Origin of the sequence: Enterobacter sp. DNB-S2, from assembly GCF_019443845.1 — a bacterium.
Classification (GTDB): domain Bacteria; phylum Pseudomonadota; class Gammaproteobacteria; order Enterobacterales; family Enterobacteriaceae; genus Enterobacter; species Enterobacter asburiae_B.
Genome location: NZ_CP050520.1, coordinates 2,627,524 through 2,644,779 on the forward strand (window position 1 = coordinate 2,627,524; position 17,256 = coordinate 2,644,779).

The 17,256-nt window shown below is 57.5% G+C and carries 17 protein-coding genes; 4 read left to right on the plus strand and 13 right to left on the minus strand.

From position 1 onward, the window contains the following. Positions 1 to 2: 2 nt before the first annotated feature. The 8 genes from rsxG to blr all read right to left on the minus strand — a co-directional run bounded on the left by rsxG (position 3) and on the right by blr (position 6,162). A complete protein-coding gene (rsxG, locus tag HB664_RS12535) occupies positions 3 to 623 on the minus strand; it encodes an electron transport complex subunit RsxG (RefSeq protein WP_048977465.1) in 621 nt (206 codons plus the stop codon). Between the two features lie 10 nt (positions 624 to 633). Further along, on the minus strand, positions 634 to 1,686 hold the full coding sequence (rsxD, locus tag HB664_RS12540; protein ID WP_219939535.1) for an electron transport complex subunit RsxD: 1,053 nt from the start codon (positions 1,684 to 1,686) through the stop codon (positions 634 to 636). Continuing rightward, positions 1,687 to 3,834, minus strand: a complete 2,148-nt coding sequence (gene rsxC, locus HB664_RS12545; protein ID WP_219939536.1) for an electron transport complex subunit RsxC — start codon at positions 3,832 to 3,834, stop codon at positions 1,687 to 1,689. It lies immediately after the preceding gene. Beyond that, a complete protein-coding gene (rsxB, locus tag HB664_RS12550) occupies positions 3,827 to 4,405 on the minus strand; it encodes an electron transport complex subunit RsxB (protein ID WP_023311378.1) in 579 nt (192 codons plus the stop codon). The genes rsxC and rsxB overlap by 8 nt, the downstream gene beginning before the upstream one ends. Beyond that, positions 4,405 to 4,986: an electron transport complex subunit RsxA gene (gene rsxA, locus HB664_RS12555; protein WP_014883581.1), complete on the minus strand. Its 582-nt coding sequence runs from the start codon at positions 4,984 to 4,986 to the stop codon at positions 4,405 to 4,407. The genes rsxB and rsxA overlap by 1 nt, the downstream gene beginning before the upstream one ends. Positions 4,987 to 5,062: 76 nt before the next feature. Beyond that, entirely contained in the window at positions 5,063 to 5,503 is a 441-nt protein-coding gene (locus tag HB664_RS12560) for a DUF2569 domain-containing protein (RefSeq protein ID WP_063441734.1), read from the minus strand. A gap of 86 nt (positions 5,504 to 5,589) precedes the next feature. Beyond that, positions 5,590 to 5,805, minus strand: coding sequence for a transcription modulator YdgT (gene ydgT / locus HB664_RS12565; protein ID WP_219939537.1), 216 nt, complete (start codon positions 5,803 to 5,805; stop codon positions 5,590 to 5,592). A gap of 231 nt (positions 5,806 to 6,036) precedes the next feature. Further along, complete coding sequence (blr, locus tag HB664_RS12570; RefSeq protein WP_168112406.1) at positions 6,037 to 6,162, minus strand: division septum protein Blr; 126 nt, start codon at positions 6,160 to 6,162, stop codon at positions 6,037 to 6,039. A gap of 243 nt (positions 6,163 to 6,405) precedes the next feature. Here blr and HB664_RS12575 point away from each other — a divergent pair, with 243 nt between their 5' ends. Beyond that, positions 6,406 to 7,446: an oxidoreductase gene (locus tag HB664_RS12575; protein ID WP_094935205.1), complete on the plus strand. Its 1,041-nt coding sequence runs from the start codon at positions 6,406 to 6,408 to the stop codon at positions 7,444 to 7,446. A 53-nt stretch (positions 7,447 to 7,499) separates the two neighbouring features. On the opposite strand, the gene add is transcribed toward HB664_RS12575, so the two are convergent. From add to malX, 3 genes are all read right to left on the minus strand, one after another. Next, positions 7,500 to 8,501 (minus strand): adenosine deaminase, encoded by a 1,002-nt coding sequence (gene add / locus HB664_RS12580; protein ID WP_033145337.1) that lies wholly within the window; start codon positions 8,499 to 8,501, stop codon positions 7,500 to 7,502. Between the two features lie 96 nt (positions 8,502 to 8,597). Then, positions 8,598 to 9,770 carry a MalY/PatB family protein gene (locus HB664_RS12585; protein WP_219939538.1) on the minus strand — a complete coding sequence of 391 codons (1,173 nt, stop codon included), beginning with the start codon at positions 9,768 to 9,770 and terminating at the stop codon, positions 8,598 to 8,600. Positions 9,771 to 9,818: 48 nt separating this feature from the next. Beyond that, positions 9,819 to 11,411: a maltose/glucose-specific PTS transporter subunit IIBC gene (malX, locus tag HB664_RS12590; RefSeq protein WP_219939539.1), complete on the minus strand. Its 1,593-nt coding sequence runs from the start codon at positions 11,409 to 11,411 to the stop codon at positions 9,819 to 9,821. A 177-nt stretch (positions 11,412 to 11,588) separates the two neighbouring features. On the opposite strand from malX, the gene HB664_RS12595 reads away from it, so the two are divergent. Further along, entirely contained in the window at positions 11,589 to 12,617 is a 1,029-nt protein-coding gene (locus tag HB664_RS12595) for a Mal regulon transcriptional regulator MalI (protein ID WP_219939540.1), read from the plus strand. A gap of 2 nt (positions 12,618 to 12,619) precedes the next feature. Here the strand turns inward: HB664_RS12595 and HB664_RS12600 are convergent, their stop codons facing one another. Further along, the gene (locus HB664_RS12600; RefSeq protein WP_219939541.1) at positions 12,620 to 13,516 is read right to left on the minus strand and encodes a LysR family transcriptional regulator; all 897 of its coding nucleotides are present in this window, start codon (positions 13,514 to 13,516) and stop codon (positions 12,620 to 12,622) included. Positions 13,517 to 13,623: 107 nt separating this feature from the next. Between HB664_RS12600 and HB664_RS12605 the strand changes: the two genes are divergently transcribed. Next, positions 13,624 to 14,604: an MBL fold metallo-hydrolase gene (locus tag HB664_RS12605; RefSeq protein ID WP_219939542.1), complete on the plus strand. Its 981-nt coding sequence runs from the start codon at positions 13,624 to 13,626 to the stop codon at positions 14,602 to 14,604. Positions 14,605 to 14,619: 15 nt separating this feature from the next. Continuing rightward, positions 14,620 to 15,474 (plus strand): alpha/beta fold hydrolase, encoded by an 855-nt coding sequence (locus tag HB664_RS12610; protein WP_196354522.1) that lies wholly within the window; start codon positions 14,620 to 14,622, stop codon positions 15,472 to 15,474. Between the two features lie 39 nt (positions 15,475 to 15,513). Here the strand turns inward: HB664_RS12610 and HB664_RS12615 are convergent, their stop codons facing one another. Then, complete coding sequence (locus tag HB664_RS12615; protein WP_143347159.1) at positions 15,514 to 17,046, minus strand: YdgA family protein; 1,533 nt, start codon at positions 17,044 to 17,046, stop codon at positions 15,514 to 15,516. Positions 17,047 to 17,256: the final 210 nt, after the last annotated feature.

Genomic DNA, 17,256 nt, shown 5'->3' on the forward strand with positions numbered 1-17,256 from the left:
GATTACTCCTCACAGGCCGGAAGATTGTTGATTTGCGCGGGCAGCGTTTCAGCATACAGCCCGGCTCGTTTTACGGCGTTCACCACGGCGCGCGGCGTGATGGTCGCGCCGGTGAACTGGTCGAACTCGCCGCCATCTTTCTTCACCGCAAACGCGGTATCACCTTCGCCATGGATAACTTTACCGGCGAAGTGCAAAATCCAGTCGCTCAGACGGGTTTCAATTTTATCGCCCAGGCCCGGCGTTTCATGATGTTCCGTCACGCGAGTACCCAGAATAGTGCCGGAGAAATCGCTGCCGACAAGCAGCTGAATGGCCCCGGAATAGCCGTCGGGCGCCGTCGCTTCCATCACCGCGCCTACCGGTCTATTCCCTTTACGGGCGATAAAGAGGCGGTGCGCGCCTTTCCCAAGCTGGGGCGCGTCTACCACAAAGCAGCTTTTTTGCAGATCATTATCGTAGAAATCTGACGGGATCACCTGATCGAACAGCGCCTTTTGCTGCTTTGAAGCCTGCTCTTCGATGGTCGTTTTGGTTAACGTGTTAACCAGGGCCGTCAGCCCGGTCAGGACCGCGGCGAAGACAGCCAGCGTGACGCCGTGCTTTTGCATCGTTTTTAACATGGCGAAACCCTTAGCGATGGCCGTACACGCGCGGACGCGTGTAATAGTCGATGAGCGGAACGGTAATGTTGGCAAGCAGGACGGCAAACGCGACGCCGTCCGGGTAACCGCCAAAGCTGCGGATGAGCCATACCAGCAGGCCCGCCAGCGCGCCGAAGATCAGGCGGCCGCGGTTAGTCGTTGACGCCGTGACCGGATCCGTCAGGATAAAGAAGGCACCTAGCATGGTCGCACCGGAGAGCAAATGCATCTGCGGGCTGGCGAGTGATTCAGGAGAGAAGACCCATCCCAGCGTCGCGCAAACCGTCAGCGTCACGAGGAAGCTGACCGGAATATGCCAGCGAATGGCTTTTTGCTGCAGCAGGAACAGGCCGCCCAGAAGATACGCCAGGTTGACCCACTGCCAGCCTGCACCCGCCAGCATGCCGCTGTAAATCGCGGATTTCATGATCTGATCAACGCTGTGCCCGGCATGCAGGGACGTTTTAAAGGTATCGAGAGGCGTCGCCTGGCTGATACCGTCCACGCCCATGCGCAGGGCGTTCATATCAGCGCCGAGCGCCGTATGGCCGGTAAAGATAACGTGCAGGGCATCCATAAAGCCCGGAACCGTGGCCGCAATCTCGTGCGGCGGCAGCCAGCTGGTCATCTGCACCGGGAAGGAGATTAGCAGCACCACGTAGCCAATCATCGCCGGGTTAAACGGGTTATGGCCGAGCCCGCCGTACAGCTGTTTGGCAATGATCACGGCAAACACGGTACCGAGCATGACCATCCACCACGGGGCAAACGGCGGAATACTGATGGCGAGCAGCAGGCCGGTCAGCAGCGCTGAGTTGTCAGCCAGAATGCGTGACACCGCCATCTTACGCAGCTTCAGGACGAGTGCTTCCGCCGCGACGGCGCTGGCGCAGCCCAGGGCTATCTGGAACAGGGTTCCCCAGCCGAAAAACCAGCACTGAACGGCAATGCCCGGCAGCGCGGCCAGGCAGACCAGCATCATAATGCGCGATGTCTGACGCTGGTTGTGGGTGTAGGGGGAACTTGCGATTCTGAAAACCATTTAATCCTCGTTAACGGCTTGCTGTGCGGCTTTCTTCGCCTGAACGCGCGCAATGGCGGCGGCGACGGCGGCCTTGCGCGGGTCATCGTTGGCGGCCTGCGACTGCTCTTCCTGCTGCGCAGCCTTACGGGCTTTGGCTCGGGCAATCGCTGCTTCGACGGCGGCTTTACGCGGGTCGACCGGTGGTGCTTCTGCTTCTGACACTGCTTCTGACACTGCCTCTGGCGCCTGCTGCGCAGCCTTGCGGGCTTTGGCGCGGGCAATCGCTGCTTCGACGGCGGCTTTACGCGGGTCGATCGGGGGTGCTTCTGCTTCTGATACTGCCTCTGGCGCCTGCTGCGCAGCCTTACGGGCTTTGGCGCGAGCAATCGCCGCTTCAACGGCGGCTTTGCGTGGGTCGACCGCTTCTTGCTCGACGACTACCTGCTGCTCTCCAGCTTTGCGGGCCTTGGCCCGGGCTATCGCCGCTTCAACGGCCGCTTTACGCGGGTCGATCTCAGTATCTGCCTGAACCGTTTGCGCTTTTTCCGCCTGACGCGCGCGAGCCGCAGCCTTTCGCGCTTCGCGGGCGGCAATCGCTTCGCTGTTATCCGGTTTTTCCCCGGCCTGGATCACCACCGTCTGGGCGGCATCGGCTTTTTTCTCGCGAACGCGCGCCAGTGCGGCGTTGATCGCATCCTGATCTTTCCCGGCAGGCTGAACGGCGGCCTGCTTATGGCGTTCCTGACGGGCGATTTTTTCGCGCTCCAGTCGCGCCTGACGCGCTTCGAAACGTGCCTTGGCTTCTGCGGCGCGTTTTTCTTCCATGGAGATGGCATAAATCTCGGCCTTCTCCTGACGGAAGTATTGCACCAGCGGAATGTTGCTTGGGCAGACCCAGGCGCAGGCGCCGCATTCAATGCAGTCGGCCAGATTATGTGATTTTGCTTTGTCGTGCAGTTGGCCTTTGCTGTACCAGTACAGCTGCTGCGGGAGTAGATCCGCCGGGCAGGCATCGGCACAGGCGCTGCAGCGGATGCAACCTTTCTCTTCCTGCTCTTCACCCATTTCGGTTGGGGAAGGAGCGAGCAGACAGTTCGTGATTTTCACTACCGGAACGTCCAGCCACGGCAGCGTAAAGCCCATCAGCGGGCCGCCCATGATCACCATCTGGTCGCTGGCCGGGCAAAATTCAGCCTGTTCCAGCAGATGGCGCACCGGCGTACCCAGACGCGCCCAGACGTTGCCAGGACGGGAAACCGACTCGCCGGTCAGCGTCACCACGCGCTCGGTCAACGGCTCGCCGTCAATCACCGCGCGTTTCACCGCATAGGCGGTGCCGACGTTTTGCATCAGCACGCCGATATCCGAAGAGCGTCCGCCGTGCGGCACCTGCTTGCCGGTGAGAATTTGCGTCAGCTGTTTTGCGCCGCCAGAAGGGTACTTGGTCGGGATAACGCGCAGGCTAATATCATGACTGCCCGCCAGCACGGCGCGCAGCATCGAGATGGCCTGCGGTTTATTGTCTTCGATACCAATCAGCACTTCCCGCGGCTTAAGAATGTGCGCCAGGATGCGGATGCCTTCCACCACCTGAGCGGCGCAATCCTGCATCAGACGATCGTCTGCGGTGATATACGGCTCGCACTCGGCGGCGTTGATAATCAACGTCTGGATGTTATCGCCACCGCCGCGCAGCTTGACGCCGGTCGGGAAGCCCGCGCCGCCCAGCCCGGCGACGCCGAACTGATGAATACGCTCGATAAGCGCTTCGCGGCTCTGGCTGCGGTAATCGCTCCAGCCGTCACGTTCAATCCAGCGGTCTTCGCCGTCGGCTTCAATGATCACGCTCAGCTCCGACAGCGCGGACGGATGAGCCACCGTATGAGGGGCAATCGCCACCACTTTACCGGAGGTAGGGGCGTGTATCGGCAGCATACGTCCACGGCCAAAGGTCAGCGGCTGACCGCGAAGAACCGTATCGCCTTCTTTCACGCACAGCTCGCCCTCAGCGCCAATATGCTGTTTGAGCGGCATGACGTAACGCGTCGCCAGCGGAATTTGACGCAGCGGCGTGCCGTTGGACTGGGTTTTCATCTCTGGCGGATGGATACCGCCGTCAAAGTCCCAAATCTTCTCTTTTCTGAAAGCAGAAAATAACTTAAGCATGTTGTTCCACAGGAATGATGCGAACCGGAATGGTTTGAAGATCCCACTTCCAGCTTTCGGTAGTCGTTTCAACCGGGCGCAGCTCGATACATTGCGTCGGGCAGGGGGCCACGCAGAGGTTACAGCCGGTGCAGAGGTCCGCCACGACGGTGTGCATGGCGCGGGTGGCGCCGACAATGGCGTCAACCGGGCAGGCCTGAATACATTTGGTGCAGCCGATGCAGTTGGCTTCGTCGATCACGGCGAGGGCGCGAACCGGCTCCTGCACCTCCGCATCGCCATCAACGGGCTGCGGATCGACGTTAAGCAGGGCCGCGATTTTCAGCATCACCGCTTCGCCGCCGGGGGCGCAGCGGTTAATTTTTTCACCCTGAATGCCTACCGCTTCAGCGTAGGGACGGCAGCCTGGGTAGCCGCACTGCCCGCACTGGCTTTGCGGCAGCAGCTCATCAATTTTCTCAACAACAGGATCGTCCTCTACCGCGAAACGGCGGGAGGCGTAACCCAGGATAAGGCCAAACACCAACCCCAGGACGCTGATAGAGGCGATGGCAATCCAGATAGCATTCATTACAACTTCACCAGACCACTAAAGCCCATAAAGGCCAGAGACATTAAACCCGCGGTCACCAGCGCAATCGCGTTACCGCGGAAGGGCGCAGGGATATCCGCTGCCGCCAGACGCTCGCGAATCGACGCGAACAGGACCATAACAAATGAGAAACCGACGGCGGCGGAAAAACCGTACAGCGCCGACTGCATAAAGTTATGGCCAAGGTTGATGTTCAGCAGCGCAACGCCGAGAACGGCACAGTTGGTGGTGATCAGCGGCAGGAAGATACCCAGCAGGCGATAGAGGGCCGGGCTGGTTTTACGCACCACCATCTCAGTAAATTGCACAACAACCGCAATGACCAGAATAAAAGCCAGCGTACGAAGATAGATTAACCCCAGCGGGATGAGGATCCAGGTATCAATCAACCACGCGCAGATGGACGCCATCGTCATGACGAAGGTTGTCGCCAGCCCCATGCCCATCGCCGTTTCCAGCTTTTTGGACACGCCCATAAACGGGCACAGGCCAAGGAACTTCACCAGAACGAAGTTGTTAACCAGCACGGTGCCGACAAAGAGCAGTAAGTAATCGGTCATTATTTAGCCTGAAATAAAAAAGCCGCCTATTATCGGACAAACTCACGCAGGCGACAACAGGTTATCTGTAAGGTTATTACGGGTTCACGAAGGTGTTTTTTACCCGCGTCGAACGCTTGAAATAGGGGACCAGCAGCGCGGCGGCCAGTAACGGGAAAAGCAGCTGACGAACGGCCAGAGCGTCTGATACGGGCGAAAAAGCAAAGGCTTTCACCGCCAGCAGAACCGAAATCAGCAGCCAGATAATGTAGTGTTTAGGTACACTTTTGCGGCGCTTAAAGAAGGCGATGGTCAACCACAGGGTGTAGTACCACATTCCAATTGCGAAAACGAACGACACAAACCACAGCGCAATATTCAGCACGCTTTGCGACATCAGTGTCTGGATGGCGTGAGGGGTAATTAGTGCGGTGGTATACAGCAGCAGCGCAAGCGATGCGCTTAATAAGGCAACCAGCAGCCATGCCAGTGGGGCGATTAACCAGCCTCCAATGCGATCTCCAGGCGTTGCGGTCATGAACTCTCCCATAATCTGCGCGAAATGTTGTACAGCCAGTTTGCAGGGCGGAGAGTATATAACATTTCGCGCGGATGGCTACTTTCTTATAAAACGTAACGCCATACGGACTTAGGCACTTCACCCACGTTGAACAAACCCCCCCCGGAAACCAGCTCCGCACGGCGATGGTCAGCGGCGCGATACATATTAATGATGTCCTGATTATCCGACAGGGTGTAGTTCAGATGGTCAAACAGTTTTTCCAGGCTCTCAAGCGAATTGATCTTGCGAAATTTTAATAAATAGTCCTGAACTGTCATATTAATAAGTTTCCATATAAAAGTGAGTAATACCAGTTAAGGTAATTCGTTCGAATAATAAACGGATTAATAAAGACGTAAACAGCCCACTCAGGTAACGCGACGAAATTAGGAGTTTTCTTTGCTGAAATTCAGGCATCAGACGATGCCTGGAAGAGAAGGTTAACCGTGTTCACCAGGGCTGGCAATAAGTAACTGACATATTATGTCACTCTTTATTGCAGTAACCGGTTACTTAGGTTGGGCGACTGTGACAGGCTCCGGCGGCTGGTAGTTATCGATATGGCTGGCAACGCCCAGCAAAATGACCGAAACCCCAAGGACAATCCATCCCGCTAATTCAATGATTCGATTAATAATTGACGTCATGATTCGTAGTTGTACTTTATCCATAAATACAGGTCGCAAATGTTACAGCGACGTTTCCCCGACGGCAAGCGCTTTGGGAACGGTTCCCTTAAACAAAATCAGTGGGTTAATACTATGTAACAAAAACAACCCCTACAACCTGCTATTTTAAGTCATATGGCACATTATTAATCTGTGGTAATGCCAGGCTAGCCAGTGTGAAATAAGAACGTCATAAAAGAGGACGGCACTATGAGTGATAATATCCGCGTTGGGCTTATCGGCTATGGGTACGCGAGCAAAACGTTTCATGCGCCTCTGATAGCCGGGACGCCGGGGATGACCCTGGCTGCGGTATCCAGCAGCGATGCCGCTAAAGTCCATGCCGACTGGCCTTCCGTGCCGGTTGTCTCTGAGCCAAAACACCTTTTCAACGATCCAAATATTGATTTAATCGTTATCCCCACCCCGAACGACACCCACTTTCCGCTGGCAAAGGCCGCGCTGGAGGCCGGTAAGCACGTGGTTGTCGATAAGCCCTTTACCGTCACGTTGTCTCAGGCTCGCGAGCTGGATGCGCTGGCAAAGAGTCTGGGCAGGCTGCTGTCGGTGTTCCATAACCGCCGCTGGGACAGCGACTTTCTGACGGTAAAAAGGCTTCTCAGTGAAGGCACGCTAGGGGAGATCCTCTTTTTTGAATCGCACTTTGACCGCTTCCGGCCGCAGGTACGAAACCGCTGGCGCGAGCAGGCCGGTCCGGGCAGCGGTATCTGGTACGATTTAGCCCCGCATCTGCTGGATCAGGCCGTCAATCTTTTTGGTCTGCCGGTGAGCATGACGGTCGATCTGGCCCAGCTCCGGCCCGGAGCGCAGACGACCGATTACTTCCACGCGGTGCTCAGCTACCCGCAGCGGCGGATTGTGCTGCACGGCACGATGGTCGCGGCCGCGGAATCGGCCCGCTACATCATTCACGGCACGCGCGGGAGCTACGTGAAGTTTGGCCTCGATCCGCAGGAGGACCGGCTGAAAAGCGGTGAACGTTTGCCGCAGGAAGACTGGGGCTATGATATGCGCGACGGCGTGGTCACGCGGGTTGAAGGCGAGGAACTGGTAGAGGAGACCTTGCTGACGATCCCGGGCAACTATCCGGCCTATTATGCGGGCATTCGCGATGCGCTGAACGGCACGGGCGAAAATCCGGTTCCGGCCGGCCAGGCGATTCAGATTATGGAACTGATTGAGCTGGGTATTGAATCTGCCAAACATCGCGCCACGCTCTGTCTGGCATAAGCTTTAAGGGCTGTTGTAGGCCGGGTAAGGCGTAGCCGCTACCCGGCAAATGCTCAACCGCGAGCCACTTTATCTTTAAGCGCCTGTTTCTCTTCAGGCGTCAGGAAGGCGATCTCCAGCCCGTTGATCTGCGCCTGACGGATCTGCTCACGGCTCAGACCCGCCTGCGGTGCGGCGATGTTGTATTCGTGGATGATATCCACGCCCTGAACCGCCGGGTCGTCAGTGTTCAGCGAGGCCAGCACGCCGTGCTCAAGGAACGTTTTCAGCGGATGATGCGCCAGCGTTGCCACGGTGCTGGTCTGAATGTTAGACGTCAGGCACGACTCAATCCCGATACGCTGCTCCGCCAGGAAATCCATCAGGGCGCGATCTTCTACCGCCTTCACGCCGTGACCGATACGCTCGGCGCCCAGCTCGCGGATGGCCTGCCAGATGCTTTCCGGGCCAGCCGCTTCACCCGCATGCACGGTAATGTGCCAGCCGGCATCGCGCGCGCGGTTGAAGTGGGAGAGGAACAGACTGCCCGGGAAGCCCAGCTCGTCACCGGCCAGATCGACGGCGGTGATGGCATCGCGATGGGCCAGCAGCGCTTCAAGCTCCTGCAGGCAGGCGGCTTCGCCGAAGGTACGGCTCATAATGCCAATCAGACGGGCCTGAACGTCGAAGGTTTTACACCCTTCGCGCACGCCTTCAATCACGGCTTCCACCACGCCTGCAACGGGCAGGCTGTGGGTCATCGCCATATAGCCCGGCGAGAAGCGCAGCTCGACGTAATGCAGGCCATTACGGGCCGCATCTTCAATGTTCTCAAACGCCACGCGGCGACAGGCATCCAGCGAGGCCAGCATCTTCACGCCCCAGTCGAGTTTGCTCAGGAAGCTGACCAGGTCCGGTTCATTGGAGGTTACCTGTACGTGCGGGATCAGCGACTCAAGCGTCTGCGCAGGAAGCGTTAAATTGAACTGGCGGCCAAGATCGAGGATGGTTTGGGCACGAATGTTACCGTCAAGGTGACGATGAATATCAGTTAAAGGCAGGCGTGTATCAATCATGGTCGCACTCTTTTCTGGTTAAAGTGCGCCATATTATAAAAACAAAACGGGGTAAAAAGCTATTTGCGCAAGGGAATATTCCGTTGCGCAAATTGATTACAGGAGCGTGTTAATCCCGGCAATGAGGCGTTGCACCCCTTGTTCAAGCTTGCTGCGCGGACAGCCGGCGTTCAGGCGAACAAAGCCGTTTCCCTCTTTGCCGTAGGTATATCCCGGCATGATGGCGACTTTTTGCTGCTCGATCAGCACTTTTTGCAGCGCCCGATCGTCAATGTTCAGGGGGCGCAGGTCAATCCAGGCCAGGTAGGTCGCTTCGGGCGGCTGCCAGTTCAGTTTCGGAAAGGCGCGGTTTACTTCCTGCGCGATATACAACAGATTCTCTTCCAGATAGCCCCGCAGGGCATCCAGCCACGGCGCTCCCTGCTGATAGGCGGCGATATGCGCCGTCAGCGCCAGCACGGAAGGGGAAGAGAGTCCGTCCCGGCCTTTTAGCGCGCTGAGATAACCGTTACGGCTCTGTTCATCGCCAATCAGGCCGTAAGCGCCCGTCAGCGCTGGAATATTAAAGCTTTTCGAGCCGGAGCTGAGAAGCGCCCATTTGCCGCGCGCCACCGCGCTCCACGGCGTGTGACGATGCTCTCCCCACACCATATCCATATGAATTTCATCGCTGATAACCGCCACGTCATAGCGTGCGCACAGTTCAGCCATGTGCGTCAGCTCGTCCCGCGTCCAGACCTTGCCGGTTGGGTTTTGCGGGCTGCACAGCAGTAAAATCTTGTTTTCAGGTTTCGCCAGGGCCGCTTCCAGTGCAGCCATATTCCCCTGCCAGCCTGCTGCGTGCTTTTCCATCTCCACGGGCACCACATGACGCGCATTCCCTTCAATAGCTTTGTAAAACGCGTCGTATGCCGGGGTGTGCACCACTACGCCGTCGCCGGGGTGTGACCAGAGACGAATCAGCTCTGACACCATGTAGATAACGGAAGGACCATAAACGACGGTTTCCGTATCAATCTGGCTGTTAAAGCGCTGCTGGAACCAGTGCGCGACGGCGGCGAGAAACTCATCGTTCTTCCAGCGGCTGTAGCCCAGCACGCCGTGATTGATGCGCTGATGCAGCGCGTCGGTAATGCAGGGCGCAGTGGCTAAATCCATATCCGAGATGGTGAAGGGCAGCAGATCGGCCGCGCCAAAGCGGTCGGCGACGTAGTCCCACTGCGTACACCAGGTGCCGTGTCGATCCACGACGGTAGAAAAATCAAACATGACGTGAGTCCTTAAAGTAAAACCCCCTCATGAGAGGGGGCTGAGGCATCAGGCTTCAACTGTTCGCATCAGGGTTGCCAGCTCATCCTTCACCGACTGGACCTGCGGGCCGATAACCACCTGCAAATTGTGCTGATTTAACTGTACCACGCCGATGGCCCGGTTGGCTTTCAGGGCGTTGGTATCCACTTTTGACATATCCGCCACCGACAGACGCAGGCGGGTGATGCAGTTATCGAGCGAGGTGATGTTATCCGCGCCGCCCAGCGCCGCCAGAATGGCCGGTGTGTTGTAGCCGGATTTGCCCACGGTCCCGGCAACCGCCTGTTCAACGCTGCTCGCCGTATCGGTATCGCGGCCAGGCGTTTTCAGGTTAAAGCGGGTGATGGCGAAGCGGAAGATGCCGTAGTAAACCGCAAACCAGATAGCCGCCACGACCGGCACCAGGTACCACTTGGTGGACAGGCCGTGCAGGATCCCGAACACCACGAAGTCGATCACGTTGCCGTCGGTGTTGCCGATGGTCACGCCCAGCACCGCCATCACGGTAAAGCCCAGACCGGTAAGAACCGCGTGGATGAGGTACAGCACCGGTGCGACGAACAGGAACAGGAATTCGATTGGCTCGGTGGTACCGCCCACGACGCAGGCGATCACGCCGGAAATGAGCAGGCCTTTAATTTTATGACGGTTTTCCGGGCGCGCGCAGTGGTACATCGCCAGCGCGGCGCCCGGCAGGCCGCCGAGGAACGCAGGCATTTTACCCTGGGACAGGAAGCGGGTGGCGCTTTCCGAGAAGCCGTGGGTGGTCGGGCAGCTCAGCTGCGCCTGGAAGATGGTCAGCGCGCCGCTCACGTCGTGACCGCACACCTCCATGGTACCGCCCGCTTCGGTGAAGCGAATCAGGGCCACCAGAATATGCTGCAGGCCAAACGGCAGGAGCAGACGCTCGCCGGTGCCGAAGATCATCGGACCGAAATCTCCCGCGCCGTTGATGATGCGGCCGATGCCGTTGATGCCCATCGCGAAGACCGGCCAGATCAGCGGAATGATCAGACCAAACAGGCCCATCACCACCAGGGTGATAATCGGCACAAAGCGGGTACCGCCGAAGAAGGCCAGGGCATCCGGCAGCCGGATATTGTGGAAGCGCTCGTGCAGCATCCAGATAATGACCCCTGCGATCACTGCCCCGAGTATCCCGGTATCAATAGACTGGATACCGATCACGCTCTGAATGTTGTTGGCTTTCAGCACGGCAGCGTCGGTGGTCGGCAAAATGCCTTTCGCGGTCAGCCAGAAGTTAACCGCCAGGTTCATCACGGCGTAGCCCACAAACCCGGCAAACGCCGCGACGCCTTTGTTCTCGCGCGCCAGACCCAGCGGGATAGCAATACAGAACATCACGGGCAGGAAGCTAAACGCAAAGGAGCCGACTTTACTCATCCAGATGAAGATCGCCTGCAGCATCGGGGTACCGAGGAACGGGATCAGCGTGATGACGTCTTTACTGCTCAGCGAGCTGCCGATCCCAAGCATGATCCCGCAGAACGAGAGGAGTGCCACGGGCAGCATAAAGGTTTTACCCAGTTGCTGGAAAAATTCCCACAGCGATATTTTTTGTGCTGCTTTCGCCGTCATAAAACGACTCCTTTATTGTTAAAATCAGTTTGCCTGCTTCAATGCTGCGAGAAGATAAAACGTTTTATCAAAGTTTAGTGCGCGCTAAATCACATTCTCAGGCTTTGACTGGTAGTATAAAGATAACGTATTGATAAAACGTTTTACCGATCTCATTTCAGGGAGTCACGCCAACACATGGCTGTAGCGAAAAAAATCACCATCAACGATGTCGCGCTGGCGGCGGGCGTTTCCGTCAGCACCGTTTCTCTGGTGCTAAGCGGAAAAGGGCGCATCTCTCCTGCGACTGGTCAGCGGGTTAACGAGGCGGTTGAGCAGCTGGGTTTTGTGCGTAACCGTCAGGCGTCGGCGCTGCGCGGCGGGCAAAGCGGGGTGATTGGCCTGATTGTCCGCGACCTGACGTCACCTTTCTATGCGGAGCTGACCGCAGGGTTAACCGAAGCGCTTGAAGCGCAGGGGCGGATGGTCTTTCTTCTGCACGGCGGTCGCGAGCCCGATCAGCTTCTCTCCCGGCTCGATATGCTGCTGAATCAGGGTGTTGACGGGGTGATCGTCGCCGGGGCGTCGGGCGTGGGCAGCGAGCTGTGCGAGCGCGCCGCCGAAAAAGGCGTGCCGCTGGTGTTTGCTTCGCGTGCCAGCTATCTGGACGAGGCCGATACGCTGCGCCCGGATAACATGCAGGCCGCGCAAATGCTGACCGAGCATCTTATTCGTCGCGGACACCAGCGCATTGCGTGGCTCGGCGGGAAAAGTTCGTCCCTGACCCGCGCCGAGCGGGTCGGCGGCTACTGCGCGACGCTGATTAAATACGGCCTGCCGTTCCACAGCGAATGGGTCGTGGAGTGTGAATCCAGCCAGAAGAAAGTGGCGGAAGCGATAGCCGCGCTGCTGCGCAGCAGTCCGACGATCAGCGCCGTGATTTGCTACAACGATGTGATTGCCATGGGCGCCTGGTTTGGCCTGATCCGCGCCGGGCGTCAGAGCGGCGAGGGCGGGGTGGAAACCTTCTTCGGCCATCAGGTGGCGCTCGGGGCGTTCGCCGACGTCGGTGAAAACGCGCTCGACGATCTGCCGATCGTCTGGGCTACCACCCCTGCGCGGGAGATGGGCTACACGCTGGCGGACAGGATCATGCAGCGCATCGACAACACGGACGTTCAGGCCGGGCACCAGATTGTGGCGGCGCGGCTGGTGACGGTGAAATAATATCAGGTGGGTTGCGTCAGCGGATTGAGCAACAGTTCGGCTTCCAGCGCTTCCACAAATTTTCTTACTTTTGCCGGGATCAGCCGTGAGGTCGGGTAGACCGCCCAAACGGCCAGCGATTCCGGCTGGGCGTCTTCAAGGACGATCCGCTCGAGTTTACCCTCACTGAACGCCGGCTCTACGTACCAGCGAGATAAATTGGCGATCCCCAACCCTCCGAGGCAGGCTTCGAAAATGGCCTCAACGGAGTTCGCGGAGAATCGGCCCGACACCTTTTGTTTGTAGCGCTGTTCACCCTGTTCGAATGACCAGTGGACGGTATCTGACGTGGTCAGACAGCTGTGTGCCGCCAGATCGTTAAACGATTTTGGATAGCCATTCGCGGCAAGATACGCCGCGCTGGCGCAGAGATCGCGAGGGTTGTGACACAGGCGATGGGCAACCAGCCGGTTATCGCGCAGCGGCGCAATGCGTAACGCCACGTCTATGCCTTTTCGGACAATATCAACCTGTTCGTCGGTGGCGAGTAAATCGACCTGCAGGGCGGGATGTTGCTGCATGAACCGGGTCAGCATGGGAGCAACGATCTTACGGCCAAACCCCGCTGAGGCGGTAATACGCAGGCGTCCGGTAAGGTGCGTCCCTTCGGGAAACAGATCGGCAAGCGCGTTATTTTTATCTTCCAGCAACGCCTGCGCATGGGGCAAAAAAACGGCCCCATCGCTGGTGGGTGACAGGGAACGCGTGGTGCGGTGCACCAGCCTGACCCCCAGTTCAGCCTCAAGATTATTAAGAGACCGTGACGCCGCCATGGCGCTCACAGAGAGCCGACGCGCGGCTCCCGCCAGACTACCCGCCTTGACGGCTTCGACAAACACTTCAACATCTTCCAGTTTCATTGCATCGATTTTCGTTATGCTGACTTATCAAAGTACATATCTACATTATTTATCGTTACGCTGCCATAGTCTCTTCACAACCTGAAAAATATCAATCTGGAGTGAAGATGAAAAAGTTGAAAACGGTTCTGGCGCTCAGCGGCCTGCTCCTGGCAAGCACATCGTGGGCAGATGCCCCGGCACAGGTGAAACAGCAGGTTCCGGGCTATTATCGTCTGGCGGTCGGGGAATATGAGGTAACGGCGCTGTTCGACGGCTATAACGATCTTTCGCCTGCCTTACTACACGGGCTCTCAGGCGACAAGGTTCGCGAACTGCTGGCTCAACACAAAGTTGATGCCGAACGCATGCCTACCGCCTTTAACGCCTTTCTGGTGAATACCGGTAAACACCTGGTCATGATTGACAGCGGGGGGGGCCACTGCATGGCGGAAACGGCCGGCCAGTTGGTCAGCAATATGAACGCATCAGGGTACCGTCCCGAGCAGGTTGATACCATTTTCCTGACCCACCTGCATCTTGACCACGTATGCGGCCTGAGCGATGCAGAGGGTAAGGCGTTGTTCCCCAATGCTACCGTCTACGTACCGCAGGGGGAGGCCGACTACTGGCTTGACCCCGCAAAAGAAGCGAGCGCGCCGGCTAATGCGAGAGAGTATTTCGCTATCGCCAGGAATGCGCTGTCTGCGTATAAAGCCGCCGGGCACCTTAAAACCTTCGTCCCGCCAGCTTCGCCTATCCCGGAAGTCCAGACGGCATATGCCATCGGGCATACGCCTGGCAGTACCGTTTATCGCTTCGCGTCGCAGGGAACGGCTATCAACTTCATTGGGGATTTGATTCATGCTCCTGCCGTCCAGTTCCCGCACCCTGAAGTGTCTATTCGCTTTGATGTCGATCCGAAAAAAGCCATCTCATCCCGGGCGCAGGAGTTTAACGCGCTGGCGAAAGACGGTGAGTGGATGGCTGCGGCACATCTGCCTTTCCCCGGTATCGGGCATATCACCGCCTGGCAGCAGGGCTATAGCTGGAATCCTGTCAATTACGGTCCTTATCAACGTGCGGCCAACGTGCCTCTGCTGAAATAAAGTGAGGTGACGAGCATGAAAAGTTACACCGTAATGGCAAACGGTATCCGTCAGTTTGTGGTTGAAGAGGGTGAAGGCGCACCGGTTATTCTCCTGCATGGTTTTCCTGAAACAAACTATGCCTGGCGCTACCAGATACCCGTACTGTCCCGGCACTACCGCGTGATTGCACCGGATTTACGCGGGTATGGCGAAACGGATAAACCTGCTTCTGGCTATGATAAGCGCAACATGGCGCGGGACATCCGGGAACTGATGCGTGTGCTGGGTTTACAGAAAGTGGTGCTGGTAGGGCACGATCGCGGCGCGCGCGTCGCGACGCGGTTTGCAAAAGATTACCCTGAGCTGGTGGATCGACTGGTGGTGATGGATAACGTGCCAACGCGTATTGTGGCGCGCGATCTGAATGCGTCGATTGCGCGTGCGTACTGGTTCTTCCTGTTTCATCTTGTGCCAGACCTGCCGGAAGCGCTGATTGCGGGTCGGGAGCATATCTGGCTGCGCCACTTTTTCTCGGACTGGACCTACAATCCCTCGACCATCAGCGGCGAGGCGTTTGACACCTATGTTCGGGCGTATCAGGCACCGGGTGCCGTGCGTGGCGCAATGGCTGACTATCGCGCCAACGCAGAGGATGTGGCGCAGGATATGGCTGACGCTGAGGTGAAAATCACCTGCCCGGTAATGTCGCTGTGGGGTAATGATTTTCATGCGGTCGGCAAGCTTTTCGATATGGAAAGCGTCTGGGCCGAAATGGCGGAGAACCTGCGGGCGCAGGGGATTGATGAGTGCGGCCATCTGCCGCAGGAGGAGCAGCCAGAGAAAGTGAACGCGCTTCTGCTGGATTTCCTTGCTGGATGGAAAAGTTAGCGGGCAATAAAAAACCCCTCATGTGAGGGGTTTTGCTGTTTACTGCTGCGGTGCCGCCGGTTCGGCTGGCGCTGCCGGTGCAGCCGGTTCCGGCATCCCCAGCGTCGGCATACCAAACATGCCGACAAAGTCTTCCAGCGGCATCTTGTCGCCGTTGAGCGTTACCTGGCCGTTGGCGTACTGCAGGCTGGTGGAGATCGTGTTGTTTTCCACTTTGGTGATGCGGAACATCTGGCCCATGGCCGCCAGACCTTTCACCTGCTGGTTCGCCAGCTTGCCAGCGTCTTCATCGCCGTAGCCTTCCAGCTTCGCAATCTGGGTCATAAACTCGGTCGCCATATCCATCGGGATGGTCAGCTTGCTGTCGAGCGACTTCACGCTGCGATCCACTTCCTGCGCCAGCGTCTGCGGTTCACCCGTTGCGGTTGCCGGATCTTTCAGGAACAGCGACAGGTTAAAGCTGGTTTCGCCTTTGCTGTTTTTCCAGCTCAGCGGCGCAACGGTGATCACCGGCTCGCCTTTCAGCAGGACAGGCAGGTTGTTGAACAGTACCGCCATCGCCTGCTGCTGGTACACTTCAGGGTTCTGCTGGAGTGCGGCATCGGTCAGCAGCGCCTGGCTCTCTTTGCTGTATTTCTGGCTAAACTCGTGCCACGCCTGGCCGTCGATATTGCCGATCTTAAGCGACAGTTTGCCGGTGCCCAGATCCTGATTCTGCACTTTCAGGCTCTTCAGCGTGTAATCCAGCTGGGTATTGATGCTCTTACCGTCTTTGGAAACGTCGGATTTGCCGTTGACGTCCATACCTTCCAGCACGGCCATCTCTTTTCCTTCAACCGCAATGGCAACCTTGTCGAGAGACAGTTTTTGATCGCCGATACGCTCCTGGAAATCGGTCATTCGGCTGTTGCCGTCGGCTTTCAGGTTGTTGAAGGTGAGCTGAACCTTTTGGTTATATTCGTTCACCGCATTGACCAGGCCGCTTTCCGCTTCACCCGTCAGGGAGAACACGTTTCCGTCCCGGTCAGCATCGAGTTTGAAGTGGCCGCCGCTGAAGGCGACTTTCTCATTCTCTTTCTCGTAGTTCAGCGCTTTCAGGGCAATATCGGAGCTCGTGTCACCGGCATAGCTAATTCGGGTATTAATGTCGAAAGGCGATTCATTCTTCGCCAGGTCAAACAGCGGTTTGGTGACGTCGTTATTCACCAGCACGGTATGAACAGAAGCCATCGACGGGATCAGGTTAAAGGACTTCAGCTGCGCCAGCGGCAGCGGACCGTGGCTCACCACCTCGTCCAGCACCACGCTCTGGCCCGGTTTCAGCCAGCCATTTTCAGCACCGGCCACCGGTTTCACCACCAGCTGCATACGGCTGGTAAACACGCCGCGATGATAATTCTGGTAGCTCAGCTCAAGGCCCGCCTCCGGCGCGCTGCGCTTAATCTCTCCGTTAGCCTGCGCCACCATCTCAGCCAGACGGCCTTCCAGCTGTTTCCCGGTAAACCAGGAGGCACCCGTCCAGACCACGCCTAACGCTACAATCACTCCAACCGCTACGACCGATTTTTTCATTGCGACTATCCCTAAAATGAAACCAGGCGGTAAAAACCGCCTGGAGATATTAAGCCTGCAACTAGCTTAGCAAGAGTTGTTAAAAAAATCAGTAAGTCCCTAATACCCGTCATACTTCAAGTTGCCTGTGCGTTGGCTTTCCTCGCTCACCCCAGTCACGTACTTATGTACGCTCCTGGGGATTCGCTGCGTCGCCGCCTTCATGCAACT